Annotated in this window: 20 protein-coding genes and 3 pseudogenes; 14 read left to right on the plus strand and 9 right to left on the minus strand. The window is 66.6% G+C overall.

Going from position 1 to position 23,156, the window contains the following annotated elements; genetic code table 11:
• Positions 1-338 precede the first annotated feature (338 nt).
• Both XarbCFBP7408_RS12745 and XarbCFBP7408_RS12750 read right to left on the minus strand, forming a co-directional pair.
• Positions 339-2,321, minus strand: coding sequence for a beta-N-acetylhexosaminidase family protein (locus XarbCFBP7408_RS12745; protein ID WP_104563270.1), 1,983 nt, complete (start codon positions 2,319-2,321; stop codon positions 339-341).
• Between the two features lie 447 nt (positions 2,322-2,768).
• The gene (locus XarbCFBP7408_RS12750) at positions 2,769-3,143 is read right to left on the minus strand and encodes a P-II family nitrogen regulator (RefSeq protein ID WP_308632315.1); all 375 of its coding nucleotides are present in this window, start codon (positions 3,141-3,143) and stop codon (positions 2,769-2,771) included.
• Positions 3,144-3,284: 141 nt separating this feature from the next.
• Between XarbCFBP7408_RS12750 and ubiK the strand changes: the two genes are divergently transcribed.
• From ubiK to XarbCFBP7408_RS12765, 3 genes are all read left to right on the plus strand, one after another.
• Positions 3,285-3,563, plus strand: coding sequence for a ubiquinone biosynthesis accessory factor UbiK (gene ubiK, locus XarbCFBP7408_RS12755; RefSeq protein ID WP_104563271.1), 279 nt, complete (start codon positions 3,285-3,287; stop codon positions 3,561-3,563).
• A 15-nt stretch (positions 3,564-3,578) separates the two neighbouring features.
• Positions 3,579-5,099, plus strand: coding sequence for a YifB family Mg chelatase-like AAA ATPase (locus tag XarbCFBP7408_RS12760; protein ID WP_104563272.1), 1,521 nt, complete (start codon positions 3,579-3,581; stop codon positions 5,097-5,099).
• A 281-nt stretch (positions 5,100-5,380) separates the two neighbouring features.
• Positions 5,381-5,890, plus strand: coding sequence for a lipocalin family protein (locus XarbCFBP7408_RS12765; RefSeq protein WP_219820273.1), 510 nt, complete (start codon positions 5,381-5,383; stop codon positions 5,888-5,890).
• Between the two features lie 619 nt (positions 5,891-6,509).
• Here the strand turns inward: XarbCFBP7408_RS12765 and XarbCFBP7408_RS12775 are convergent.
• Positions 6,510-6,686, minus strand: coding sequence for a hypothetical protein (locus XarbCFBP7408_RS12775; RefSeq protein ID WP_010374782.1), 177 nt, complete (start codon positions 6,684-6,686; stop codon positions 6,510-6,512).
• 383 nt (positions 6,687-7,069) lie between these two features.
• On the opposite strand from XarbCFBP7408_RS12775, the gene XarbCFBP7408_RS12780 reads away from it, so the two are divergent.
• Positions 7,070-8,629 carry an EAL domain-containing protein gene (locus XarbCFBP7408_RS12780; protein WP_104563275.1) on the plus strand — a complete coding sequence of 520 codons (1,560 nt, stop codon included), beginning with the start codon at positions 7,070-7,072 and terminating at the stop codon, positions 8,627-8,629.
• Positions 8,630-8,869: 240 nt separating this feature from the next.
• Here XarbCFBP7408_RS12780 and XarbCFBP7408_RS12785 read toward each other — a convergent pair whose 3' ends face one another.
• Positions 8,870-9,994, minus strand: a complete 1,125-nt coding sequence (locus tag XarbCFBP7408_RS12785; protein WP_104563276.1) for a fatty acid desaturase family protein — start codon at positions 9,992-9,994, stop codon at positions 8,870-8,872.
• Positions 9,995-10,003: 9 nt separating this feature from the next.
• Complete coding sequence (locus XarbCFBP7408_RS12790) at positions 10,004-11,080, minus strand: ferredoxin reductase (protein ID WP_104563277.1); 1,077 nt, start codon at positions 11,078-11,080, stop codon at positions 10,004-10,006.
• Positions 11,081-11,173: 93 nt separating this feature from the next.
• Between XarbCFBP7408_RS12790 and fabR the strand changes: the two genes are divergently transcribed.
• Together fabR and XarbCFBP7408_RS12800 are read left to right on the plus strand one after the other, a co-directional pair.
• Entirely contained in the window at positions 11,174-11,821 is a 648-nt protein-coding gene (fabR, locus tag XarbCFBP7408_RS12795) for an HTH-type transcriptional repressor FabR (protein WP_104563278.1), read from the plus strand.
• A 642-nt stretch (positions 11,822-12,463) separates the two neighbouring features.
• Positions 12,464-13,276, plus strand: a complete 813-nt coding sequence (locus XarbCFBP7408_RS12800; RefSeq protein WP_104563279.1) for a hypothetical protein — start codon at positions 12,464-12,466, stop codon at positions 13,274-13,276.
• A 111-nt stretch (positions 13,277-13,387) separates the two neighbouring features.
• On the opposite strand, the gene XarbCFBP7408_RS12805 is transcribed toward XarbCFBP7408_RS12800, so the two are convergent.
• The 3 genes from XarbCFBP7408_RS12805 to XarbCFBP7408_RS22770 form a co-directional block, all read right to left on the minus strand.
• Positions 13,388-14,254, minus strand: coding sequence for an alpha/beta hydrolase family protein (locus XarbCFBP7408_RS12805; RefSeq protein ID WP_104563280.1), 867 nt, complete (start codon positions 14,252-14,254; stop codon positions 13,388-13,390).
• Positions 14,254-15,354, minus strand: a complete 1,101-nt coding sequence (locus XarbCFBP7408_RS12810; RefSeq protein ID WP_104563281.1) for a DUF3182 family protein — start codon at positions 15,352-15,354, stop codon at positions 14,254-14,256. The genes XarbCFBP7408_RS12805 and XarbCFBP7408_RS12810 overlap by 1 nt, the downstream gene beginning before the upstream one ends.
• A gap of 106 nt (positions 15,355-15,460) precedes the next feature.
• Positions 15,461-15,622 carry a hypothetical protein gene (locus tag XarbCFBP7408_RS22770; protein ID WP_181106512.1) on the minus strand — a complete coding sequence of 54 codons (162 nt, stop codon included), beginning with the start codon at positions 15,620-15,622 and terminating at the stop codon, positions 15,461-15,463.
• Positions 15,623-16,191: 569 nt separating this feature from the next.
• Between XarbCFBP7408_RS22770 and XarbCFBP7408_RS12820 the strand changes: the two genes are divergently transcribed.
• The 7 genes and pseudogenes from XarbCFBP7408_RS12820 to XarbCFBP7408_RS12850 all read left to right on the plus strand — a co-directional run.
• Complete coding sequence (locus XarbCFBP7408_RS12820; protein ID WP_003486531.1) at positions 16,192-16,473, plus strand: hypothetical protein; 282 nt, start codon at positions 16,192-16,194, stop codon at positions 16,471-16,473.
• Positions 16,474-16,515: 42 nt separating this feature from the next.
• Positions 16,516-16,782, plus strand: coding sequence for a hypothetical protein (locus XarbCFBP7408_RS12825; protein ID WP_181106514.1), 267 nt, complete (start codon positions 16,516-16,518; stop codon positions 16,780-16,782).
• Between the two features lie 95 nt (positions 16,783-16,877).
• Positions 16,878-17,471 (plus strand): DUF4142 domain-containing protein, encoded by a 594-nt coding sequence (locus XarbCFBP7408_RS12830; RefSeq protein ID WP_104563284.1) that lies wholly within the window; start codon positions 16,878-16,880, stop codon positions 17,469-17,471.
• Positions 17,472-17,671: 200 nt separating this feature from the next.
• On the plus strand, positions 17,672-18,559 hold the full coding sequence (locus XarbCFBP7408_RS12835; protein WP_104563285.1) for a TIGR01777 family oxidoreductase: 888 nt from the start codon (positions 17,672-17,674) through the stop codon (positions 18,557-18,559).
• Positions 18,560-18,709: 150 nt separating this feature from the next.
• Positions 18,710-19,373 (plus strand): annotated as a pseudogene (locus tag XarbCFBP7408_RS12840) (response regulator transcription factor).
• Positions 19,370-20,128: pseudogene (locus XarbCFBP7408_RS12845) on the plus strand (histidine kinase dimerization/phospho-acceptor domain-containing protein); the annotation flags it as partial. The pseudogenes XarbCFBP7408_RS12840 and XarbCFBP7408_RS12845, both read left to right, overlap by 4 nt.
• 1 nt (position 20,129) lies before the next feature.
• A pseudogene (locus XarbCFBP7408_RS12850) lies at positions 20,130-20,210 on the plus strand (DUF3313 domain-containing protein); the annotation flags it as partial.
• Positions 20,211-20,682: 472 nt separating this feature from the next.
• Here XarbCFBP7408_RS12850 and XarbCFBP7408_RS12855 read toward each other — a convergent pair.
• Positions 20,683-21,468, minus strand: coding sequence for a histidine biosynthesis protein HisIE (locus XarbCFBP7408_RS12855; RefSeq protein ID WP_104563286.1), 786 nt, complete (start codon positions 21,466-21,468; stop codon positions 20,683-20,685).
• A gap of 241 nt (positions 21,469-21,709) precedes the next feature.
• Between XarbCFBP7408_RS12855 and XarbCFBP7408_RS12860 the strand changes: the two genes are divergently transcribed.
• On the plus strand, positions 21,710-23,149 hold the full coding sequence (locus tag XarbCFBP7408_RS12860; RefSeq protein WP_104563287.1) for a Do family serine endopeptidase: 1,440 nt from the start codon (positions 21,710-21,712) through the stop codon (positions 23,147-23,149).
• Positions 23,150-23,156 lie beyond the last annotated feature (7 nt).

Genomic DNA, 23,156 nt, shown 5'->3' on the forward strand with positions numbered 1-23,156 from the left:
GACCGGCAGGCCGCAGGCCCGCCGCCAATGCAGCGCGCGCCGTACGCGGTGACTGGCCGGTGATGCGCAACCGCGCCATGCGTGCCGTACCAGCGCCAGGGGACAACGCGCATCGGTCTGTATGCCGCAGCCGAGACGGCGACGCGCACCGCGCTTGACGGGCTGCAAGGCCGACCCTCCCGGTGCCACTCCAACGGCGTGCGATCCCCTGACGAGCAACCGCCCAGGTAGCGCGCAACGGCGCAGGGAAACGCGGTGGATTGGGGGACATGCCGATGCCACGCACCGGCAGCGCCTGCCCGGCGGCTAGCCGGTCGTCCGCTCGCCGCCCCAGGTCCTCATTGCGCGCCGGCCGCTTCGGCTGCCGATGGCGCGCGGTAGGCGATCAGGTGCGGTGCGTCGGCGACGAAGCGGTCCAGCACGCCATCGGCGATCTTGACCGGGCCACCGAAGCGCGTGGCGCCAGGAATCGAGACAATCGCCGCGGCGTCGGCAGCGATCCGCCTGGCATCGGCAAACGCAACCGACGCCTGCGCGTCACCGCGATTGGCGGCATCCAGCCCGGCCGCGGTCTGCTGCAGCGCGCGGCCCCAGCCTTCCATCGCCTCCAGCCAGGGGCGCGATTGCTCCGCAAAGCCCTTGTCGGCCACGCCTGCGCGAATGCTCTGCGGCGCGGCCGCGAACGCGTCGGCCGTGCGCGCCAGCTCGGCGATGGCCTGGCTGCGCGCTGCCGCATCGCCGAGCGCAATCGTCTCGCGCACCTGGTCGAGCACGGCTTTCAGCCGCGGTGCCTGTTGCTGCCACGGCTGGCTGCCGAAGGTCGGCGCCAGATGCTGGGTGTCGAAGAAGGTCAGCAGCGCGGCGGTCACCTGCGCGTCGCCACCGGCCAGGTCGCGTGCGGCCGCATGCCAGGTGCGCTGGGCGTCGTAGCCGGTGTCGTTCCAGGCGAAGGCGGTCAGCCCCATCACCGCCACCCGGCTGGGCACTTCCTGATTCATCGGGTTGGAGACGATGCCGGACAACTCCGCCGACAGGCCGGCCTCGCGGCGCGCATACGGCGCCATCAGCAGGCGCCCGGCCGAGGTTTCGAAATCGTTGACCGGGTAGTTGTCCCACAGCAGCGTCTTGCGGCCGAACGCCTTGGTGGCCGCGCGCGCATCCGGGATGGAAATGGCCGGCGGCACCACGTCGGTGCCGGTCCACTGCACCACGATCTTCGGGTCCAGATGCTTGCGCAGCGCTTCCTTGTACGGGCTTTCCTTGGCGTCGTAATACTCGGTCGGCACCATGATCAATTCCGAGGCTGCATCGTGGCGGGCGACCAGATCGGCCTGCACCAGGTTGAGCAGATGCGACTGCGCGATACCGGCCGCCTGCGCGTCGGATGCGCCGAAGGTGGTCTGGTCGCGCTCGCAGTTCCACTTGGTGTATTCGATATCGTCCAGCGCCACGTAGAAACTGCGCACGCCCAGCGCGCGGAACGCATCGAACTTGCGCAGCAGCGCCTTGGCATCGGCCGGATCGGAGAAGCACACCGTGGGGCCGGGCGAAATCGCATAGACGAAATCGACGTGGTTGCGCCTGGCGGTGGCGGCCAGTTGGCCCAGCGCCTTCAAGGTCGCCTTCGGGTACGGTTCGCGCCAGCGATCGCGCGCGTAGGGATCGTCCTTGGGGCTGTAGATGAAGGTGTTGGCCTTGGTGCGGGCGAGGAAGTCGATGTGCTTGCTGCGATCGCTCATCGACCACGGCGCGCCGTAGAAGCCCTCGATCGTGCCGCGGATCGGCATCGCCGGATGATCCTGGATCGCCAGGGTCGGAATGGCCGGGCGCTCGACCAGCTGGCGCAGCGTCTGCGCCGCGTGGAACAGCCCGTCGTTGTCATGACCGGCCAGCGTGATCAGGCTGCCGGTGCCGAGCGCCACGCTGGCGAGCGTATAGCCCTCCTTGTGGGTGTCCTGCACCGCCTTGCTGCGGGTCAGCGCATCGCGCACCACTGCCGCCTCGCCGGTGCCGAGCACGATGTGCGGGCGGTCGAGCTTGGCCGGCAGACGCGCCGCGGTGGCGATCTTGGTGACGCCGGCCGTACCGAGGATGCGGCGTACCAGCGCCACGGACTCCGGATCCGCACCCGGCGCCGCCACCAGCACCACTGACTGACCCAGCGCGACGGTGCCGCCCTCCAGCGTGATCGAGACCGGCGCGGGGAAGATCGCCGGCTGGGTGACCGGCTGGGCCAGCGCGGGGACTGTTGCCGCTGCCAGGCCCGCTGCCAGCCAGAGCGAGAGCGGGCGCAAGCCCGACTTCCTATCGCGTCGCTTCATTCCCGAACTCCGGTATTGAAATGGTATTAGGCCCTAGAGTAGGCAAGTCGTCGTGCGGCGACAAGCGCACCCTGCCTTGGGATATTTCGACTGACGACAGGGCCACAGGCCGAATCGCGGCACGGCGCTGGTGCCAATGCCGGCCTCAGGCCCCGGATCCGATCTGCGGTATTGAATATGAGCACGCGTGCGGCGCGGCACCGCTCGGGTCATGTCGCGGACCAGCTGCTCGGATGAAGTTGCGCCGGCGCGCCATCTCGCAGCTGCATCGGCCGTCGATGGCCAGATGCCGCCTGCCTACGGCGAACAACGACCCACGACGCAATTATGGACGCCGCGGCGCTGGGTCGCGGCAATCGGGCGATGACGGGTGCGATATCCCAACAGCCGGCCAATCGCCTGGGCAGCAGCAGCGCAACGGCGCTGCAGGCGCTGCCCGCCGACGCCTTACAGCGCGTCGCTGTCCAGTTCGCCGGTGCGGATGCGCACCACGCTGCCCAGGTCGTAGACGAACACCTTGCCGTCGCCGATCTTGCCGGTCCCGGCCGCGGTCACGATGGCTTCGACCACGCGCTCGGCCTGGTCGTCGGTCACCGCCACTTCGATCTTCACCTTGGGCAGGAAATCGACCACGTATTCGGCACCGCGATACAGCTCGGTGTGCCCCTTCTGGCGCCCGAAGCCCTTGACCTCGGTGACCGTGATACCTGCCACCCCGCAGCCGGCGAGCGCTTCGCGCACATCGTCGAGCTTGAACGGCTTGACGATGGCCATGATCATTTTCATCGGTGCGGATCCAGCGGCATGACGGGCGCGCAGCATACCGTGGCCGGCCGTAGGCGCGCGGCCGTCACCGCGGCCGACAGCCGAATGGGACTATCCTTACCGCCTGCCGACTGCCTTGCCGATGTCCCGCGTGTCCCGGCCTGCACTAGGCTTCCTACGGACCTGCGGAGAACACCCATGATCGATTTCAACCAGCTCGACGACCTCGCCCGCCGCCTCAGCGATCTGGTGCCGCCGGGCCTGCGCCAATCGCGCGAAGAACTGCAGAGCACCTTCAAGGGCGCGCTGCAGGCCGGCCTGGGCAAGCTGGACCTGGTCACCCGCGAAGAGTTCGACGTGCAGCGCGCGGTGCTGCTGCGCACGCGCGAAAAACTCGATGCGCTGGAGCAGGCGGTGGCCGCGCTGGAAGCCCGCGCGCCTGCCACGCCGCCCCCGGCGCCAACTGCCGCTCCCTGACCAAGGCCTTCCACCATGAGTCTGGCGCTGGTGCACAGCCGTGCCCGCGTGGGGGTGCATGCGCCTGAGGTTCGGGTGGAGGTGCATCTCTCCGGCGGGCTTCCCTCCACCCAGATCGTGGGCCTGCCCGAGGCCGCGGTGCGCGAATCGCGCGAACGCGTGCGTGCGGCGCTGCTGTGCGCACAATTCGAGTTTCCTGCCCGGCGCATCACCATCAATCTGGCCCCGGCCGACTTGCCGAAGGAAGGCGGCCGCTTCGACCTGCCGATCGCCCTCGGCATCCTGGCCGCCAGCGGGCAGATCGATCGCCAGACCCTGGCCGACTACGAGTTTCTCGGCGAACTGGCGCTGACCGGCGAGTTGCGTGGCGTCGACGGCGTGCTGCCGGCAGCACTGGCTGCCGCGCAGGCCGGGCGACGGCTGATCGTGCCGCTGGTCAACGGTGCCGAAGCGGCTGTCGCCGGGCATGTCGAGGCCTTCACCGCACGCACGCTGCTGGAAGTCTGCGCCGCGCTCAACGGCAGCCAACCGGCGCCCGCTGCCGAAGTGGCGATCCTGGCGCTCGGCGCGCGTGCGCTGCCCGACATGGCCGATGTGCGCGGCCAGCCGCACGCGCGTCGCGCGCTGGAGATCGCCGCCGCCGGCGGTCACCATCTGCTGCTGGTCGGCAGCCCGGGCTGCGGCAAGACCTTGCTCGCCTCGCGCCTGCCCGGCCTGTTGCCGGAATCCAGCGAGGCCGAGGCACTGGAAACCGCTGCCATCACCTCGGTCAGCGGCCGCGGTCTGGATCTTGCGCGCTGGCGGCAGCGGCCCTATCGGGCCCCGCATCACACTGCCAGCGCGGTCGCGTTGGTCGGTGGCGGCACCCATCCACGCCCGGGCGAGATCTCGCTGGCCCACAACGGCGTGCTGTTTCTGGACGAATTGCCCGAGTGGCAGCGGCAGACGCTGGAAGTATTGCGCGAGCCACTGGAATCGGGCCTGGTGACGATCTCGCGCGCAGCGCGCAGCGTGGATTTCCCGGCACGGTTCCAGTTGGTTGCTGCCATGAACCCCTGCCCATGCGGTTGGGCCGGCGATGGCAGCGGGCGTTGCCGCTGCAGCAGCGACAGCATCCGCCGCTATCGCAGCCGCATCTCCGGCCCGTTGCTGGACCGGATCGACCTGCATGTCGAAGTGCCGCGACTGCCCCCGCAGGCCTTGCGCAGCGGCGATCCCGGCGAGGGCAGCGCCAGCATGCGTGCCCGCGTGGTGGCCGCACGCCAACGGCAACTCGCGCGTGCCGGCGCACCCAACGCACACCTGGATCAGGCACAGACCGATCATCACTGCCGCCTGCAGGGCGACGATCAGCTGCTGCTGGAACGCGCCATCGAACACCTGCAGCTCTCCGCGCGCTCGATGCATCGCATCCTGCGCGTGGCTCGTACCATCGCCGATCTCGACGACAGTGCGGCCATTGCCACCGGGCATCTGACCGAGGCCATCGGCTACCGCAAACTGGATCGCGCCATCGGCACGGCGAGCGCGGCGTAGCAGCGCCGATCCAAACGCCTCAACGTGGTGGCCTTGGTCCACCGTACGACGATGCCGCGCGGCTTCGTTGTGACGCTCAGGAGTTCGAGACGGCAATGCGATCGATCGCTGCATCCATCGCAGCACTATCTGCTGCCGGTTCGTCTGCAGGGTGCGTGCACGTGCTCCATCGGGCAGCACAGCATTCGCCGGTACGTCCACACGCCCTCTCCAGCGCCCGCAACATCCATTTCATGGCCATGCACGTACAACGTCCGCCACACCACTGCGCAGAGGCCGCCATGAGCCGACTTCCCGACCTAGTCACCGTCCCGTCCCTGGATCTGAATCGCTATCTGGGCACCTGGTACGAAATCGCACGGCTGCCGATTCGCTTCGAGGATGCCGATTGCACCGATGTGTCGGCGCACTATTCGTTGCAGGACGATGGCAGGGTGCGGGTGCAGAACCGCTGCCTGAGCGCTGAGGGCGAGCTGGAAGAAGCGATCGGCGAAGCGCGCGCCATCGACGACAGCAATGCACGACTGGAGGTCACCTTCCTGCCCGAGGGCCTGCGCTGGATTCCTTTCACCAAAGGCGACTACTGGGTGATGCGCATCGATGCGGACTACACCGCTGCGCTGGTCGGTGGCCCCGACCGCAAGTATCTGTGGCTGCTGGCGAGGCTGCCGCAGCTGGACGAAAACATTACCCAGGCCTATCTGGCGCACGCGCGCGAACAGGGCTTCGATCTGGCCCCGCTGATCCACACCCCGCACACCGGGCGGCTGACCGAGCAGCCACTTACCTGACTGCTGCGCCAAGCTCACACAGCAGCCTTCGACATCCCTGGCGAAGGCGCGCACCCTGGACCAGCGAATGTCTGGTGTGTCTGGAGATTGGGGTTGCGGATAGCTCGACTGTCGAGCCAGACCCTAAAGCGGCTGAGCTGCGGCTTGGCTGCAGGGCCCTCGCCCGCCCACCATCGCAGGACACGCCGCAAGTACGTGCCTGTCGGCGCTGACGCGGCACCCATGCCGCGTAAGGTCCTGCGACGGTAGGCAGGCAAGGACCAGTGGAGATGGCCGGTGGGCGCGGGCAAGCAAGGCAAGACATGGGTTGTTCGGATCACTGTGTATGCCACCGGCTGCCCCGCATAAGCCGCGCAGCAGAGAGGTTTTCAACGCGCAACCGACAGACGTCTCGTGTGCCCGCCGCAAGCTCAGGAACAGGCTTTCGAGAAAGCAGCCGACCAACTCGCTAGTGCGCTGCCCCTGCCGCTTGCGGGGCCCCTGGCGGCATGGATGGCAGCCACGGGTCACTCAGGGATTCACGGCGTGTCCCGCAAGCGGTGGGGGCACCGCGCCCCCTCGACCTGCCAGCTCCCACCTCTGTGGTGTTCGACGACTGGCGAGCGGATCGCAGCCCGACTCAACCGTTGAGCGTGCCCAGATCCTTGGCTGCAGCCTGCGCGCCTTCCAGGCTGTCGAAGGCGACGCCGGTGTCGCCGACCACGTACTTGGTCAGCTCGCCATCGCGGGTGGTTTCCTGCATCTTGAAGATCGGCACCGCATCGGTGCCGCCGACGCGCTCTTTCTGCGTTGTCATGGTGATTCCTCCAGGGAGAGTGCCTTGCACGAGGCCGGATGGCGCCGCGGCTCCCGCTTGGGAGCACAGGCAACCCGACCCTAGCGCGCTGGCTGGTGCAGGCGCGTGAATCCATTGACAAGGCCTGTTGCCTTGTCGCCCGGCATCGTCGTCTGCAAAAAATCACGTCTGCTTCGCTCCGCGAACGCGCGCAACCCACGCGTCTGTCGTACATTCGCGACGTGCCGCCTCAACAGTCCACCGTCTCTGTCTTCACCGTCCTCGCGCGGCATGTCCGCGTGCGGGGTTGCCACGCCGTGGCTTTCGTGGGGCGATGCGCGTCCGCGTCGCTGTGCACGGGCTGTCGTGCGTGAGCATCCCTCCACACAGATGTGGGTGGTGAGGTGAAGCGTCAACGCATCATCAGTCTGACCGTGTTGCTGGTAGTGCTGTGCGCAATGCTTCCGGTCAGCCTGTCCTACTACCTGGCCTGGCGGCTGGCGCTGGAGCGCGAGGAAAGCAAGCTCGCGCAGCTCGCGGCACTGTCGATCCGGCGTACCGACACCGCCTTCAACGAGGCCCATGGCGCGCTTCTGAGCATGGGCGCATCGCAACTGCCGCCCTGCTCGCAGTCGCAGCTGGCGCAGATGCGCGCGCTGGTGCTGGCCAGTCACTACATCGTCGAACTGGGATACATGCAGCAAGGCCGGCTGCGCTGCACCTCGTGGGGGCCATCCCCGCAAACGGTTGCACACACCACTGCCGACTTCGTGGTCAAGCGCGGCATTGCGGTCACCACGCGGCTGCGCCCGCTGGCCAATCCGCAACACCCGCTGATGGCCCTGCAACTGGGGGACTACAACGTCCTGATCAATCCGACCACGCTGACCGACATCAATCTGCCGCCCGGCCTGCAGTTGGCGATCGGCACGCCGGACGGGCAGATACTGAGCAGTACCGGCACCGCTGCGGAGCGGCTGCTGATCGCACCGCCGACCGATGCCTCCGGCACCGGCGCAGATGCCCAGGTGTTGTCCGGCCGCGACCGCCGCGGCGACTGGGCCGCCGTCGTTACCGAGCCGGTGGCCTATTTACGCGGGCCGCTGGCGGCCGCACGGCTGCAGGTGGTGCCGGTCGGCATTGCGCTGGCATTGCTGTTGGTCAGCCTGGTGATCTGGATATCGCGGCGGCGGTTGTCGCCGTTGGCGCGGCTGGAAATCGCCGTCCAGCGCAACGAGTTCGTGGTGCACTACCAGCCGATCATCGCGCTCGATACCGGCGTCTGCGTCGGTGCCGAGGCGCTGGTGCGCTGGCAGCAATCCGATGGCGTGCTGATCCCGCCCGATGCCTTCATCCCGCTGGCCGAAGAAAGCGGCTTGATCCTGCCGATCACCGACCTGGTGGTGGCCGAAGTCATCCGCGACCTCGGCCCCACCCTGGCGAGCGACCCTTCCCTGCACGTGGCCATCAATGTCTCCGCCGAAGACATCAAGAGCGGCCGTGTGCAGACCGTGCTTGCCCAGGCGCTGCATGGCACCGGCGTGGAAAGCGGGCAGGTGTGGGTGGAAGCGACCGAACGCAGCCTGATGGACATCGAAGCGGCACGCACCACCATCACCCATCTGCGCGGTGCCGGCCACACGGTGTCGATCGACGACTTCGGCACCGGGTACTCGAGCCTGCAATACCTGCAAGGGCTGCCGCTGGATGCGCTGAAGATCGACAAGTCGTTCGTGGATACCATCGGCACCCACTCGGCCACCAGCGCGGTGACCTCGCACATCATCGACATGGCCAAGACGCTGCAGTTGCGCACCATTGCCGAAGGCGTGGAACGGCAGGAACAGCTGGACTACCTGCGCGCGCACGGCGTGGACCTGGCGCAGGGCTGGCTGTTCTCGCGCGCGCTGCCGGCCACCGGCTTCATCGCCTACCACGCGCTGATGCGCGGCGCTGCGCACTGAGCAGGACCGCTACGGCAGAGCGCACTGACCTGGGCCGTCACGACGCGCAGTGGACCAACGGCCACGGCGATCCAGGCAGGGCACTGGCCCATGCGCGCGCACGGCATGCGCGCACCGCAGCGAAGGTGTTCAGCACTGTCGCAACCACCGCTGCTGCGCGCCGGACGATACGCGAGCTGGCGTGGCGAGCAGGCCGAACTGGCCCCGAAAAAAGGCCGCCAATGATGGCGGCCCGTTCGATCAGGCGCTTTGCAGGGCGCCTTCGCGTTGGCGGCGTACCGGCTTGGGCCGGCTCGGGAACGCGTGCCGCACGATCCGCCACATCACCTGGCCGAACTGACGCGGCAGCGAGCCGGTGTTGTAGTGCTGGCCGTAGCGCGCACAGACCTGCTTCACCTCGACCGCGATCTGCGCGTAGCGATTGGCCGGCAGGTCCGGGTAGAAGTGATGCTCGATCTGGTGGCTCAGATTGCCCGACAGCACGTTCATCAGCTTGCCGCCGGTGAGGTTCGAGGAACCCCGCAGCTGACGCAGATACCAGTGGCCGCGCGACTCGTTGCGGATCGACTCCTTCGGGAACACTTCCGCATCGGCGGTGAAGTGGCCGCAGAAGATGATCACGAAGGTCCAGATGCTGCGCAGCACGTTGGCGGCAAGATTGCCCAGCAGCACGGTCAGGAAGAACGGGCCGGCCAGCAGCGGGAACACGATGTAGTCCTTGAGCATCTGGCGGCCCATCTTGCGGCCCACAGGAAGGAACGAGGCGCGCAATTCGGCCGCCTTCATCTTGCCGGCGAACCAGCGGCCCAGACGCAGGTCCTGGATCGCCACGCCCCATTCGAACAGCAGCGCGAACACCACCGCGATGAAGGGCTGCAGCAGGTAGAACGGGCGCCAGCGCTGTTCGGGGAAGATGCGCAGCAGGCCGTAGCCGATGTCGTCGTCCATGCCGCGCACATTGGTGTAGGTGTGGTGCTTGAAGTTGTGCGTCTTGCGCCAGTTGTCGCCGGTGGCAACGATGTCCCACTCGTAGGTGTTGCCGTTGAGCTGCGGGTCGCCCATCCAGTCGTACTGGCCGTGCATGACGTTGTGGCCCAGCTCCATGTTCTCCAGGATCTTGGACAGGGTCAGCAGCAGCACGCCGGCGATCCACGCCGGGATCAGCACGCTGTGCACGAACGCGCCCAGGAACAGCAGCGCGCGACCGGCCACGCCGGTCCAGCGCACCGCCGCCACGATGCGGCGGATGTAACGCGCATCGGCGGCGCCGACCTGGCTCTGCACGCGGGCGCGGATGGCATCGAGCTCGTCGCCGAAGGACTGCAGTTCGGCAGCGGACAGGGCGCGGTTGTGGACTCGGCTCATGAAGATTCCTTACAGATCCAGGATCAGGTCAGTGCTCGGGGCACTGATGCACAGGCGGACCTGTGCGGTGGGTTCGTTGCTGCGCTCGCCGGTCAACAGGTGGCGCGTGGTGCCGGACTGGCGCGCGCAGGCGCAGCTGTTGCAGATGCCCATGCGGCAGCCGTATTTCGGGCGCAGGCCTTGCGCTTCCAGTCCTTCCAGCAGCGACTGGCCGCGCGGCAGGCTGAGCGTACGGCCGCTGCGTGACAGCTGGACCTGCACGTCACCGGTTTCGCCGTCTTCCAGCGTCGGCACGCTGAAGGCTTCGGCCTGGAATGCGGCCACGCGGCCCTGCAGGCGCGCACGCGCCGCCTGCACGAAACCGCCCGGGCCGCAGACCATGACGTGGCGGCTGGAGAGATCGGCGATCTGCTCCAACGGATGGGTATCGATGCGCGCCGCCGGCGTGGCGCCTTCGCGGGTGGTCAGCAGCCGCACGCGCAAGCGCGGATGCGCGGCGGCCATCGCCTCGAATTCGTCGACAAAGCAGGCTTCGTCGCGCTGGCGCACCCAATACAGCAGGTCCACGTCCATCGGCATGCCGGCCTGCGCGGCGGCCTGCAGCAGCGCGCGCATCGGGGTGATGCCCGAGCCGGCCGCCAGCAGCAACAGCGGCGTCGGGGTGGTCGGCAGCAGCATGTCGCCGAAGGCCGGATCCAGCGACACCACCGTCCCGATCGGCGCAGCGCCGGCCAGGTAGCGGCTGACCAGCCCGCCCTCGATCGCCTTGACGGTGATCGCCAGGCGGCCATCGGCCAGCACGGTCGGGCTGTAGCTGCGCAGCAGGCGGCGGCCATCAATCTCCACACCCAGGCTCACATGCTGGCCGGCCTGCAGGCCCTGCCAGTGGCCATTGGGCCGCAGCACCAGGGTCACCGCGTCCCGACTGGCGGCCGTGCGCGCGACCAGGCGGGCCATCGGCCGTTCCAGCGTCCACAGCGGGTTGAGCCGGGTTGCCCAGAAGTCGAACAACTGCGGCGACACCAGCCGGCGCGCCAGACGCGTCGGCAACGGGGACTTGGACTTGGGAGGAGATGCCGGGCTCATGGTTCGCACTATACGCATGCATGCACAGGCGTGTATACACTTGTATATTGGCTGGAGGGGCTATGATTCAGACCCACGCCCGGCTGCCGCCCCATGACATCCATCGCCCTGCCTTCCCACGACGCGCCGCCGTCACGCAAGCCGGCGATTTCACGCGAGGACCTGATCGCCGCGGCGCTGTCGCTGATCGGACCGCACCGCAGCCTGTCCACGCTGAGCCTGCGCGAGGTGGCACGCGAAGCCGGCATCGCGCCGAACAGCTTCTATCGCCAGTTCCGTGACATGGACGAGCTGGCGGTGGCCTTGATCGATCTGGCCGGGCGCTCGTTGCGCACCATCATCGGCCAGGCCCGCCAGCGCGCCACCTCCACCGACCGCAGCGTCATCCGCGTGTCGGTCGAAGCCTTCATGGAGCAGCTGCGCGCCGACGACAAGTTGCTGCATGTGCTGCTGCGCGAGGGCGCAGTGGGCTCGGATGCATTCAAGCAGGCGGTGGAGCGCGAGCTCAGCTATTTCGAAGACGAGCTGCGGGTGGACCTGATCCGCCTGGCCGCCGCCGACAACGCCAAGCTGCATGTACCGGCGCTGGTGTCCAAGGCGATCACCCGGCTGGTGTTTGCGATGGGCGCGGTGGCGATGGACTCGCCGCCGGAAAAAGATCCCGAGCTGATCGAACAGATCTCGCAGATGCTGCGCATGATCCTGACAGGCGCGCGCACCTTGGGCACGCACGGCGGGTGAGCGTGGTTTGACCTTGGAAGCTGCGCGCCTGCTCCGCTTTCATCAATGACGCTTGATCGTTGATCGTTGATCGTTGATCGTTGAGCGCTGCAGCCTGGCTGGCTGCGGATGGATTGCATCGCACGTCTGCACTGTCAGTGCGTCAATGACCTTGTGGTCATGGTGGCGCAATACACCTGCGTTGCCGCCTGGAGCGTCGCTCGGGCGCCCGTGCAGCGACATCGTCGCAAGTGCTGCATTCCGCGCAACCAACCGGAATCAGCGATCGCTGCAACAGCTGCAGCGCCCGCTTGGGTAGGACGGCATTTCAACGACCTGCAGCGCGCTACGCTCGCACTTTCTACACACCACCGCTTTGCGGAAAGAAGCCTGGCGTTATCGGCTGACGACGTGGTCGAGATTATCCGCCCACACCAATAAGCCGAGGTCACGCCGTCGTCCATGCCGCGCATGGGTGAACGTGCCTGAGCGCAGGGTCGCAACCTGGCGTCAGCAAGCTCATCCAGAGCGACAGATGCACAGTTCAGCCTTGTCGCGGTGGCACTCACGTCAAAGCACGCGCGTTTCACTCCTTTCTGGCCAAGGTGGCGCCACGTTCGCGATCTGCTCGACAGACGCACCTACAGCCGCCCCGGAGACGACATGAGCAACCACGACACCCCTCTCGACAAGCAGGAACGCAAGGCCGAAGCGCAGGATCTGAATCGCGATCCGATCTCCGGTGCACCCGGGTCGCATCCGGTGGGTGTGGGTGTGGGTGGCGTTGCAGGCGGCGCTGCCGCCGGTGCGCTGGCCGGCACGGTGTTTGGCCCGCTGGGCACCTTGATCGGCGCTGCGGTGGGCGTGGTGGCCGGCGCTGCAGCTGGCAAGGGCGTGGCCGAGCGCCTGGATCCCACGGTGGAAACCGAGTACTGGCGCCAGGAACATCAGCACCGTCCCTACTACAAGCAAGGCACCGATTACGACCGCGATTACGCCACCGTCTACGGCTTTGGCCTGCAGGCGCGCGAAACGCGGCCGACCAGCACCTGGGAAGAAACCGAAGCGACCCTGGCCGGCGAGTGGCCGCGCAATCGCGGCGAATCGCGGCTGGAGTGGGAAGAGGCGCGCCTTGCCGCGCGCGATGCCTGGGAGCGCGCCGATCGTACCCACAGCGTCTATCGCGCGGGCGACACGCATTACGAGGGCCGCTTCGACAGCGCCAGCTACCGCGATGCCGCGTATTCCTACGACGATTATCGTCCGGCTTATCGTTATGGCATGCAGGCGCGTCAACAACATGCAGGCCGCCAGTGGGACGACCATCTGGAACGCGACCTGGGCGATGGCTGGGACCGTTTCAAGTCCAACTCGCGCCTGAGCTGGGAAAAGGCCAAGCATGCAGTGCGCGAAGCCTTCGATTCCGAGCATCACGATGAGGCGGCACGTCGCAATCCGACCGACCCGCGCGTCTGAGGTATTGCAGCCCGGCACCCAGCCAAGCTGACAAAAAAGAACGGGCCCGTCGGGCCCGTTCTTTTGTCGAAACTATTGCCGGGTACGAGGCGCCTTTGGCAAACGCGCACATCAGCTGGAGCTGTTCTCCACCGCACGGATATCGCCACGGAACTCGGGTGCGCCCTGCCCTGGCGAGGCCCCCGCATCGCTTTGCTGCTTGAGCCTGTGCTTGCGCGCGGCCACCACTTCCTTGGCCAGGGCGATACGCCGACCGACCACCATTTCGGTCAGCCAGTCGATCAGCATGCGTGTGTATTCCTGCTGGTGTTCCTTGACGCTCAATGCGTGATCGGCACCGGCAATCATGCGCGCGCTCAGCGAGCGCGCGTTGACGAAGGCGTTGGCGTAGTTGCGCAACACCGGATGCGGCACGATCACATCGTGCTGCGCCTCCACCAGCAGCACATCGCCCCTGTAATCGGCACAGGCCGCCAGGGCGATATTGTCGTCAGGGGTCAGCACGCGTTGCCGGTAGTCCATCAACTCCGGATCGGCGTTGAGGCTCACCTTGGGACGATCCCAGTGCTCGTCCTTGTAGAGCGCGGGCGAGCGCAACGCCAGCCATTCCACCGGACGTTCGCGCGTCAGCAATGCCGACAGGTAGCCGCCGTAACTGAGCCCGACCACCGCGATCGACTGCGGATCGACATACGGCAGGCCGGCAAGCTGATCGTAGGCGGCCTTGATGTCGTCCAGGTTTTGCGCGCGTGTCACGCTCTGGCGCATCGACGCATAGCCCTCGTGACCGCGCAGGTCGAAGGTCATGCAGATGCAGCCCAGGCCGACCGCTTCGCGCGCGCGCACCAGGCTGTGGTGCTGGCTGCCGCCCCAGCCATGGACGAACAACACGGCAGGAATGCCGGTGGGCGTCAGCAAGGTGCCGCTGAGTTCGTCCTGGTCGACCGGGATCTGGATGCTGGAAAGTTTCGCTTCCATTATGGGGTGGATACCCTCCTGTATTTGAAGCGCGGACCCGGCCCGGCGCGTTCTGCGCGGTAGTAGATCTGCGCATCCGCGGGCGGTTCGCCCTGATAGATCTCATGCGTGGATGCGTGCACCCACTGCAGGCTGGTGTCATCCTGAAAGCGGGAGATCGCGGCGAGCTCGGCCGGTGTCGCGCCACCGACGCGCCAGGATTGCTCCAGCACACCGCAAACCGCGCCGCCCTTGCCGTCGTTGCCGCTGACCACGTCGTAGTTGCGCCGCGAGATGTGCAACCCAGGATAGGCGGCGGTGATGAATCGATCGTATCTGCAGGCCTGTTCGACCACGCGCTGTTGCAGGGGCGGTAGCGCGGCCGCGGCCAGGGCCTCGAGCGATCCGCGATATACATGCAGCGACGAGCCGCCGTAGACCTCTTCATCCTGCGCATTGCGCACGCTGCATTGCGTGCCGTAATAGGCGATCTGGACACCGGCAACGCAGAGCTCGCCCACGCTGTGCGTCACCGGCTGCAGGATATTGCGCTCCAGCACCGCGCCATGCGTGCCCAGATAGTGCTCCGGCAGGCTGTCCAGCACCTGCGCGAGGTGCGCTGCACCGGCGATGCGCCATTGGCCGGCGCCGCCCACGCCAGTCGGCAATTTGAGTCGCACGCCACCGTCCGGCAGCAGGATCTCCAAGGCATGCAGGGCATCGGTGCGCGAAAACACCGTATAGCCCGCCAATGTGGCCGGGATCAAGGCGGTGGCCAGCGCCTGGTTCCATCCGGCGATGCTGTCTGCGTGATCGGCAATCAGCGGATGGCCGATCACCTTGGTCGCCAGGAACGCATGCGGCACGATACCGCCCAGCAGGTCCGCCGCGTCATCGATACCGAGTCCATGCGCTTGTTCCCACGTCAAGGTCTCATCGGGCACATGGAAAACGGTCTCCGGGACACCATGCCTGAAGTCGCCGGCTTGCCCTGCGCTGCGCACGTCCAGCAACCGTGCGATTTCGCCGCACACCCAGGCGTGCGTGGCACGCTCATGGCCGTACTCGGGAACCGGCCGGGTGACATGCCCCACGACATGGCAATACTGCTTGCGCGCCATCACGTCTCCCCTCGCAGCGTCGAGCCGCGTGCCGTTGTGGCTTGTTTAAACGGTCGAGACACGCGCAGGCGTGGATGCAACGCTACGCTGGTGCCGAAACGTGGAATTATTTCAGCGTCAGGTAGAACGCAAACACGATCACGAGGACGACGATCAAGCTGATGGCGATACGTCCCCCACGCAATTCCAATAAGGCATGCCACCACACGCGTGCTTCGGGGGTCCCGCTGGCGGGTTGCGGCTTGCGACTGCTTTCGCTGTCCTGCATCCTGAGTACTCTCATCTCCATTACGTCATTGCGCATCCTAAGCATCGGACGTTATACAAGTGTGGAACGATTCAGAATCTTCCGTAAATTGCGGCATTTCGCAACTGTTTTCTCGCGCTCAACGCAGCTACCAGCCGATGCGCGATGGCAAGCCTCACACCTCGATTGCCGACATTTCAGCCAATGCAATCGATTGCTGGCTGTTGCTAAGGAAGCTCTGAACAACTCCTCGATAGACTTCTGATCGACGCCTGAGGTTGGAGCCATCACGCGTAAGTGATTGATTTTCAGCAACGGAGATTGTCGTGATCAAGCGAAATCCCAAGTTCGCTCGCAACGCCAAGAGTTGTTCAGAGGTTCCCTAAGCACGACGCCATGGCCTTGATCGCAACTGCACACGTCATGCGCGACATGGCCTGCATACGCAGCGTGTAGAGGCGCAAATGCAAGCTGACCAATTAAGCACACGCTGCTGAAGTGCGTGGAATAGTCGGGTTCGATGATCATTCGTTGACACAGCCGCAGTTACCCTGCATGTCAAGTTTGTTTAACCCGGACCACGCGAAGTCATGAGCAGAGACCCATCCGTCATCGATGTACAAGCCGAAATCGCGCATTGGCAGGCGCGGCATGCACAGGGCAACCTGGGTGCCGGCAAGTTCAGCGAATTGTCCCCGGTGGTGAAAATGGCCTGCGATATCTATCTGCAGGCGCCGCGCTCGAGCGATCAGGAACGTCTGCGCCTGTTTCGCGACCGCCTGGAGCATCACTTCATCTCATCCAGCACCCAGTCCAACTACGAACAGTTGGCTACCGATTGCTGGCAGCGGCTGGGTGCACGCAATAGTTGAGCGGCACGTATTGAGCAGGACCGTTACTCATTGGAGAGCATCATGAAAACCCCGTATCAAGTGCAGCAGGAGCTGGAGCGATTGGAGCGGCTGGTTCCGCACATCGTCAGCGACCAGGGCGACCGCGCGGAGGACATCCTGGGCTTCCATGTCGCCAGCTTGTTGGGCAGTGCCCCGGCCAGCGAACACGCGCTGATTCGCGAGCGCACCGCACGCATGGCGCGCGTGTGCCGCACCGCACAGGACAGCGTGCGTACGCCAGCCAGATCGTTGGGCCTTGGCGCAGCCGGTCAGGCGCAGCTGGCCTGACCGGCGGGCGCCACTTCCGCATCTCACCGGAGCCGCGTAGCGGCTCCTTTGCATTTCACCGTCGGCAGTATTGGCCGCATTCTTTTAGGACCTCCATGAAATCCCTACTTGTCGCGACATCGTTCCTTGCCGTGCTCTCCCTGACCGCCTGCGATCGCCCCGGCGGCGACGCCTCGCGGACTGCGCCGGCCGTATCGCCCGAGCCGACCGCCGCACCGGTCAGCGGCACCGGTGCTACCGAACTGGCAAAGGGCGATCCCGCCGTGCTCGGCGTGCTGGCGGCGCTGGATGAAAACGAAATCGCGCTGGCCAAGCAGGCCATCTCCCAGGATCTGGGTGGCGCCACCGACACCTTCGCCAAGCAGCTGCTGCACGACCACGAAGCCAACCTGGAAAAGAGCAAGGCACTGGGTGCCACCGACAGCCCGCGCGCCGACGCAATGCGCGCCAAGGGCAAGGCAGCGGTAGACGCACTGGCAAAGACAGCGACCCTGCCCGATGGCAAGGACGCCTACCGCAATGCCTTCCTGCGCACGATGGTCAGCGACCACGGCGACACCATCAAGATCATCGATGCCGAACTGCTGCCCGCCGCCGAAAGCGCGCCGGTCAAGCAGCATCTGGAAGAAAGCCGGCGCGTGGTGTCGGCGCACTTCGAGCGTGCCCACGCGGTGTCCTCTTCGCGCTGAGCCTGTTACAGCGTCTGCAAGCATCCAACGCGCCGGCCTGTCCGGCGCGTTGGCGTTTGCGCCTTACACGTCTGACGCGTCCCGCCCGGCCGCCGTCCTGGTGCCGCATGCGGCCATCGCAGCGTGTGCAGCAGCGACTTCACTTTGCAGCAGGCAGCGCTGGCCTATCGTGCCGCATCGATTCGGCGCAGGAATGTCCCATGCAGGTGCTCATCACCGGCGGCACCGGGTTCATCGGCCAGGCCTTGTGTCCGGCACTGGTGCAGGCCGGGCACCAGGTCAGCGTGTTGACCCGCGACCTGCGGCGCGCAGCGCGTCGCCTGCCCGGCATGACCGTGGTGGACACGCTGGACGGGGTGCAGGCCGATGCGGTCATCAATCTGGCGGGCGAGCCGCTGGCGGCCGGCCGCTGGAGCGATGCGCGCAAGCAGCGCTTCCGCGCATCGCGCCTGGGCATCACCGGCCAGCTGCATGCCTGGATCGCGCAGCAGCCGGCCGAACGGCGCCCGGCGGTGCTGATTTCCGGCTCGGCGGTGGGCTATTACGGCGAGCGGGGCGACAGCGTCCTGACCGAGGCGGACCACGCCGGCGACGATTTCTCTGCACAGCTGTGCCGCAACTGGGAAGCCGAAGCGGCCAGGATCGCCGCGCTCGGCCCGCGCGTGAGCTGGGTGCGCACCGGCATCGTGCTCGACCGCGACGGCGGCGCCCTGGCGCGCATGCTGCCGGCGTTCCGCTTCGGTGGCGGTGGCCCGTTCGGCGATGGCCGCCACTGGATGAGCTGGATCCATCGCGCCGACATGGTGGCCTTGCTGCTGTGGTTGCTGGAACACGGCCGGGCCGGCGCCTACAACGCCACCGCGCCAACCCCGGTCACCAATGCCGAGTTCGCGCGCACCCTGGCCCACGTGCTGCATCGCCCGGCGCTGCTGGCGCTGCCGGCCAGCCTGCTGCGGCTGGGCTTCGGCGAGATGGCCGAGCTGCTGCTGGTCAGCCAGCGCGTGCTGCCGCAACGCGCCCTGGAGGCCGGCTTCCGCTTCCGGTACGTCCGCCTGGAAGCGGCACTGCGCGCCATCCTGCAGCGCTAGCGCCTGCGTGGTGGCCCTGGGGCCTTGCGCAACGGGCAAGGCTGCCGGCCGCCTGTAACGGCCCTGCGGGCCATGCACTAATCTTTGCCCAACGACCATCTCCGACAGTGCTGCCGATCTCGGACTGGCCCTGGGCCCGGCGGAACACCTATGCACCTGCGGCTTGTCGAAGACGACACCATGCTGGCCAACGCGATCTGCGATGGCGTGCGCCAGCGGTCCTGGACCATCGACCACGTCGGCAGCGCCAATGCCGCCAAGACCGTGCTGGTGGACCACCGCTACACCGCGGTGCTGCTGGAATCGGCCTGCCAGGCGACTCCGGGCTGACGGTGATCCGCTTCATGCGCGGCCATTACGACGCCACCCCGGTGATCGCACTGACCGCGCGCGGCCAGCTCACCGACCGCATCCGCGGCCTGGATGCCGGTGCCGACGACTACCTGGTCAAGCCGTTCCAGTTCGACGAGCTGATGGCGCGGCTGCGTGCGATCACCCGGCGCAGCCAGGGCCGCGTGGTGCCGCTGCTCACGCAGGGCGATGTCTGCGTGGACCCGAGCAGCCGCAAGGTCACCCGCAACGGCAAGTAGGTGGCGCTGAGCGCGCACGAATACCGCCTGCTGCTGGCGCTGATGGAACGCGCCGGGCGCGTGGTCACCAAGGATCAACTGGAAGAAGGCGTCTACGGCGCCCGTCCGAAGGCGGCAGCAACATGATTGCGGTGTACGTGCACCAGCTGCGCCGCAAGCTGGGCGATGAGCTGATCTCCACGGTGTATGGCCAGGGCTACATGGTCGGCAAGGCGCCGGAATGAGATCGCTGCAGGCACGCATGCTGGCGGCGCTGGCGGCAATCGTGTTGTTGAGCTGGTCCACTTCGTTGTGGATCCTGGTCGCCCTGGTCACCCAGGGCCATCACAGCGTGTTCGAGCAGGAGCTCAACATGTTCGGCGACCAGTTGATCAGCGCCCTGCCCGACGCGCTGGAGCACCGCTTCGATACGCAACCGGAGCCGCCGGCCGCGGTCGATGCGCCCCCCCCCCCGATCGGCAATGTGTCCTCGCGCATGAGCTTCAAGCAGACCTTGATTGCGATGGTGCTCAATACCTTGCAACTGGGCGTATTGGGCGTGCTGGTGTGGTGGGCGGTACGCACTTCGCTCGCACCGCTGCGCGCCATTTCCAGCGCGATCGCGCAACGCACCGGGCTGGAAACCGAACCGGTGCCGCTGGCGCAGGTGCCGGACGAGATTCGCCCGCTGATCGGCTCCTTCAATTCGCTGCTGGCCCGCGTGGAGAAGACCGTGCAGGCCGAGCGCGATTTCGTGGCCGACACCGCGCACGAACTGCGTACCCCGCTGTCTGCGCTGCATGCCTACGCCGAGGTCGCGCTGCGCGCACCCACGCTGGAGGCCAAGGACGCGGCGCTGCAGCAGCTGCTGGAAACCGCGCGCCGCAGCAATCGGCTGGCCGAGCAATTGCTGGATCTGGCGCGGCTGGAGGCAGGTATCAGTTCGGCGGCGTACCAGCAGGTGGACATGGGCGAGCTGATCTCGCATGTGCTGGACGAATAAGGCCAGCCTGGGCGCCTACGACGCGGCCAAGGCCGGTATCCGCAAGGGCGCCGAGCAGTTGGTCAAGGGAATGGAGTAGCTGGGATTCGGGATTCGGGATTCGGATTAGCGGAAGCGATGGCTTCCAGTTTCCTTCTCCCACCGGGAGAAGGTGCCCCGCAGGGGCGGATGAGGGTACGGGCGAAGCCTCGCGAACTCGGAACGACATGCGGCTTCGTCGGCTTCACCCCAGCGCCGCTGCGCACCCAACCCGTGCTTGCGGCGCCGGCACTCCAAGGTACACGCGCCCATTGCATGCAAGCCGTACCTTCTCGCTCCGTGAGGAGAGTGGCTTGATGTCCCGCATCTGGCGAGCGGTGCGGACAGATGCCCATCCGGTTCAAATGTCAGATCCAGTCACTCGCCCGATCACATGAGCGCAGCAAGCAAGCGATCGCCTCGTTAAAGATCACACCACAGAAAAGGCCGGCGCTGTACCAACAGCGCCGGCCTTTGTCAGTCTGCACGGTCAACGCGTCGTCAGCGCGCAATACCATCTTGGTGCTGCAGGATCAGCGCGTGACCCGCTTGGCCACTTTCTTGCCCACCGCCTTGCGGGCGGCGGTGGTCTTGGCCACGGTGCGCGTGGCCGGGGTCTTGGTGACTTTGGCGGCCTTCTTCAGGGTGGTCTTGGTCACCGCCTTCTTGAGCGGGGCCTTTTTTACTGCGGCCTGTTTGGTGGCAGTCTGCTTGGCCACCGGTGCCTTCTTGGCGGCGGGCTTGACGATGGTCTTGGCGACCGGCTTCTTGACCGGGGCCGCCTTGGCCGCAGCCTTCTTCGCCGCCGCACGCACGCCCACCGTGGCCACTGCGCTCTTGCGCGCTGCGCTCTTGGCCGCGGTCTTGGCACTCAGTGCTGCGGCTTCGGCCTTGGCATTGGCCTTGGCGGTTTCCAGCTTCTGCTTGGCGCTGGCCTTGGTGTTGGCCAGTTTCTTCTTGGCAGCATCGGTGGTGCTGCTCAGCTTCTGCTTGGCGGCATCCTTGGTGGCGGTCAACTTGTCCTTGGCGGCCTCCTTGCCCGACACCAGCGAGCGCTTGGTCTTGGCCACGCTGCGCTTGACCGCGGTGGCTGCATCGCCGGCCTTTTCGACGACGCGCTGTTCGACCTTGACCACCGCCTTGCGGGCCTTGGCGACGCGGGTCTTGACCTCCGCCACCGCCGTGCCGGCCGCGTCCTGCACGCTGGCCACCGCGTCGCTGGTGGTGCTGGCGATGGTCTCACCCAGTTCGGTGGCAGTGCTCTTGACGCTATCGACAGCCTCGGACAGGGTTGCCGTCACACCATTGCCGTTGCTCATAGGACCCTCCTTAAGGCATCAGTGCTGAAAACGCGGGCGATGCGCAGCGGCATGCGTATGCTGAACAGGCATCGGATCAAGCGGACGCTACGCCGGGCTCAAGCGACTGTCAACGCAGTGCCGGCAAGGGCTCGGCGGCGCTTTCACCAGGCGTTAAATTGCCCGCTGGCACTCTCGTTCAGCTTGATTTACGCAGTCAGACGCCCTATTCCTCTTCCACCGCGTAACCCGGACTCGTTGCATGCGCCCGCTGCCCACCTTGCTGACCCTTTCCCTGGCCGCTGCCTTCGGCGGATTTGCCGCCACCGGCATCAATGCCTGGATGGATAACCGCGCCGAGGCCGCACCGGCCGGTGCCGCCACCACCTTTAGCCTGCCCGCGGCCGCCGCGTTGCCGGCCGCCGTCGCCGGGCAACCGGTGCCGTCGCTGGCACCGATGCTGCAACAGGCAATGCCGGCGGTGGTGAGTGTCAATACCAAGCAAGTGGTGCGCGTGCGCAACCCGTTCTTCGACGACCCGATCCTGCGCCGGCTGTTTCCGCAGGTGCCGCAGGACCGCATCAACGAGTCGCTGGGTTCGGGCGTGATCATCGATGCGCAAAAAGGCTATGTGCTGACCAACCACCACGTCATCGAAAATGCCGACGATGTGCAGGTGACGCTTGGCGACGGGCGCACGCTCAAGGCCGATTTCATCGGCTCCGATGCCGATACCGATATCGCGCTGATCCGCATCAAGGCCGACAACCTCACCGACATCAAGCTGGCCGACAGCAATGCGCTGCGCGTGGGCGACTTCGTGGTGGCGATCGGCAACCCGTTCGGCTTCACCCAGACCGTCACCTCCGGCATCGTTTCGGCGGTGGGCCGCAGCGGGATCCGCGGGCTGGGCTACCAGAATTTCATCCAGACCGATGCCTCGATCAACCCGGGCAACTCCGGCGGTGCGCTGGTCAACCTGCAGGGCCAGCTGGTGGGCATCAATACCGCCAGCTTCAATCCCCAGGGCAGCATGGCCGGCAATATCGGCCTGGGCCTGGCGATTCCCTCCAACCTGGCGCGCAACGTGGTGGAGCAACTGGTCACCAAGGGCGTGGTGGTGCGCGGCACGCTTGGGCTGGAAACCCAGAACCTCACCCAGCAGATGCTGCAGGGCCTGGGCGTGGATTCGTTGCGCGGCGCGCTGGTGACGCGCGTGTTGCCAGGGTCCGCGGCGGCCGCAGCAGGCGTGCAGCCAGGCGATGTGGTGGTGGCAGCCAACGACCAGCGCGTGGACAGCGCCGAGGCGCTGCACAACTACGAAGGCCTGCAGGCAGTCGGTAGCGCGGTCAGGCTGGAGATTCGCCGCGATGGCAAACCGCTCACCCTCACCGCCAAACTGAAGGAGCAGGACCGCGCGGTCACCGGCGACATGCTGGATCCACGCCTGGGCGGGGCCACCTTCGTGGATCTGCCCGAATCGTTGCGCCAATCCGGCATCACCGGCGTCATGGTCAGCGAGGTCAAACGCAGCAGTCGTGCCGCAGCCAATGGTCTGGTCAACGGTGATGTGATCGTGGCCAGCAGCGTGGGCGAGTTTGCCGATCTGGCCAGCTGGCGCGCCAATTTCCAGCGCAAGCCGCAGCAATTGGTCGTGCGCATCCTGCGTGGCAACGCGCAGTACGACGCGTTGATGCGTTGACGTGGCG

The sequence above is a fragment of the Xanthomonas arboricola pv. guizotiae genome (assembly GCF_002940205.1).
In the GTDB taxonomy this organism is placed as follows: Bacteria; Pseudomonadota; Gammaproteobacteria; order Xanthomonadales; family Xanthomonadaceae; genus Xanthomonas; species Xanthomonas arboricola_C.

What these genes read in the sequence shown, in the direction of transcription:
- XarbCFBP7408_RS12745 (WP_104563270.1), bottom strand. Translation starts at nt 2,321, where the DNA reads ATGAAGCGACGCGATAGGAAGTCGGGCTTGCGCCCGCTCTCGCTCTGG.
- XarbCFBP7408_RS12750 (WP_308632315.1), bottom strand. Translation starts at nt 3,143, where the DNA reads ATGCTGCGCGCCCGTCATGCCGCTGGATCCGCACCGATGAAAATGATC.
- ubiK (WP_104563271.1), top strand. Translation starts at nt 3,285, where the DNA reads ATGATCGATTTCAACCAGCTCGACGACCTCGCCCGCCGCCTCAGCGAT.
- XarbCFBP7408_RS12760 (WP_104563272.1), top strand. Translation starts at nt 3,579, where the DNA reads ATGAGTCTGGCGCTGGTGCACAGCCGTGCCCGCGTGGGGGTGCATGCG.
- XarbCFBP7408_RS12765 (WP_219820273.1), top strand. Translation starts at nt 5,381, where the DNA reads ATGAGCCGACTTCCCGACCTAGTCACCGTCCCGTCCCTGGATCTGAAT.
- XarbCFBP7408_RS12775 (WP_010374782.1), bottom strand. Translation starts at nt 6,686, where the DNA reads ATGACAACGCAGAAAGAGCGCGTCGGCGGCACCGATGCGGTGCCGATC.
- XarbCFBP7408_RS12785 (WP_104563276.1), bottom strand. Translation starts at nt 9,994, where the DNA reads ATGAGCCGAGTCCACAACCGCGCCCTGTCCGCTGCCGAACTGCAGTCC.
- XarbCFBP7408_RS12790 (WP_104563277.1), bottom strand. Translation starts at nt 11,080, where the DNA reads ATGAGCCCGGCATCTCCTCCCAAGTCCAAGTCCCCGTTGCCGACGCGT.
- fabR (WP_104563278.1), top strand. Translation starts at nt 11,174, where the DNA reads ATGACATCCATCGCCCTGCCTTCCCACGACGCGCCGCCGTCACGCAAG.
- XarbCFBP7408_RS12800 (WP_104563279.1), top strand. Translation starts at nt 12,464, where the DNA reads ATGAGCAACCACGACACCCCTCTCGACAAGCAGGAACGCAAGGCCGAA.
- XarbCFBP7408_RS12805 (WP_104563280.1), bottom strand. Translation starts at nt 14,254, where the DNA reads ATGGAAGCGAAACTTTCCAGCATCCAGATCCCGGTCGACCAGGACGAA.
- XarbCFBP7408_RS12810 (WP_104563281.1), bottom strand. Translation starts at nt 15,354, where the DNA reads ATGGCGCGCAAGCAGTATTGCCATGTCGTGGGGCATGTCACCCGGCCG.
- XarbCFBP7408_RS22770 (WP_181106512.1), bottom strand. Translation starts at nt 15,622, where the DNA reads ATGCAGGACAGCGAAAGCAGTCGCAAGCCGCAACCCGCCAGCGGGACC.
- XarbCFBP7408_RS12820 (WP_003486531.1), top strand. Translation starts at nt 16,192, where the DNA reads ATGAGCAGAGACCCATCCGTCATCGATGTACAAGCCGAAATCGCGCAT.
- XarbCFBP7408_RS12825 (WP_181106514.1), top strand. Translation starts at nt 16,516, where the DNA reads ATGAAAACCCCGTATCAAGTGCAGCAGGAGCTGGAGCGATTGGAGCGG.
- XarbCFBP7408_RS12830 (WP_104563284.1), top strand. Translation starts at nt 16,878, where the DNA reads ATGAAATCCCTACTTGTCGCGACATCGTTCCTTGCCGTGCTCTCCCTG.
- XarbCFBP7408_RS12835 (WP_104563285.1), top strand. Translation starts at nt 17,672, where the DNA reads ATGCAGGTGCTCATCACCGGCGGCACCGGGTTCATCGGCCAGGCCTTG.
- XarbCFBP7408_RS12855 (WP_104563286.1), bottom strand. Translation starts at nt 21,468, where the DNA reads ATGAGCAACGGCAATGGTGTGACGGCAACCCTGTCCGAGGCTGTCGAT.
- XarbCFBP7408_RS12860 (WP_104563287.1), top strand. Translation starts at nt 21,710, where the DNA reads ATGCGCCCGCTGCCCACCTTGCTGACCCTTTCCCTGGCCGCTGCCTTC.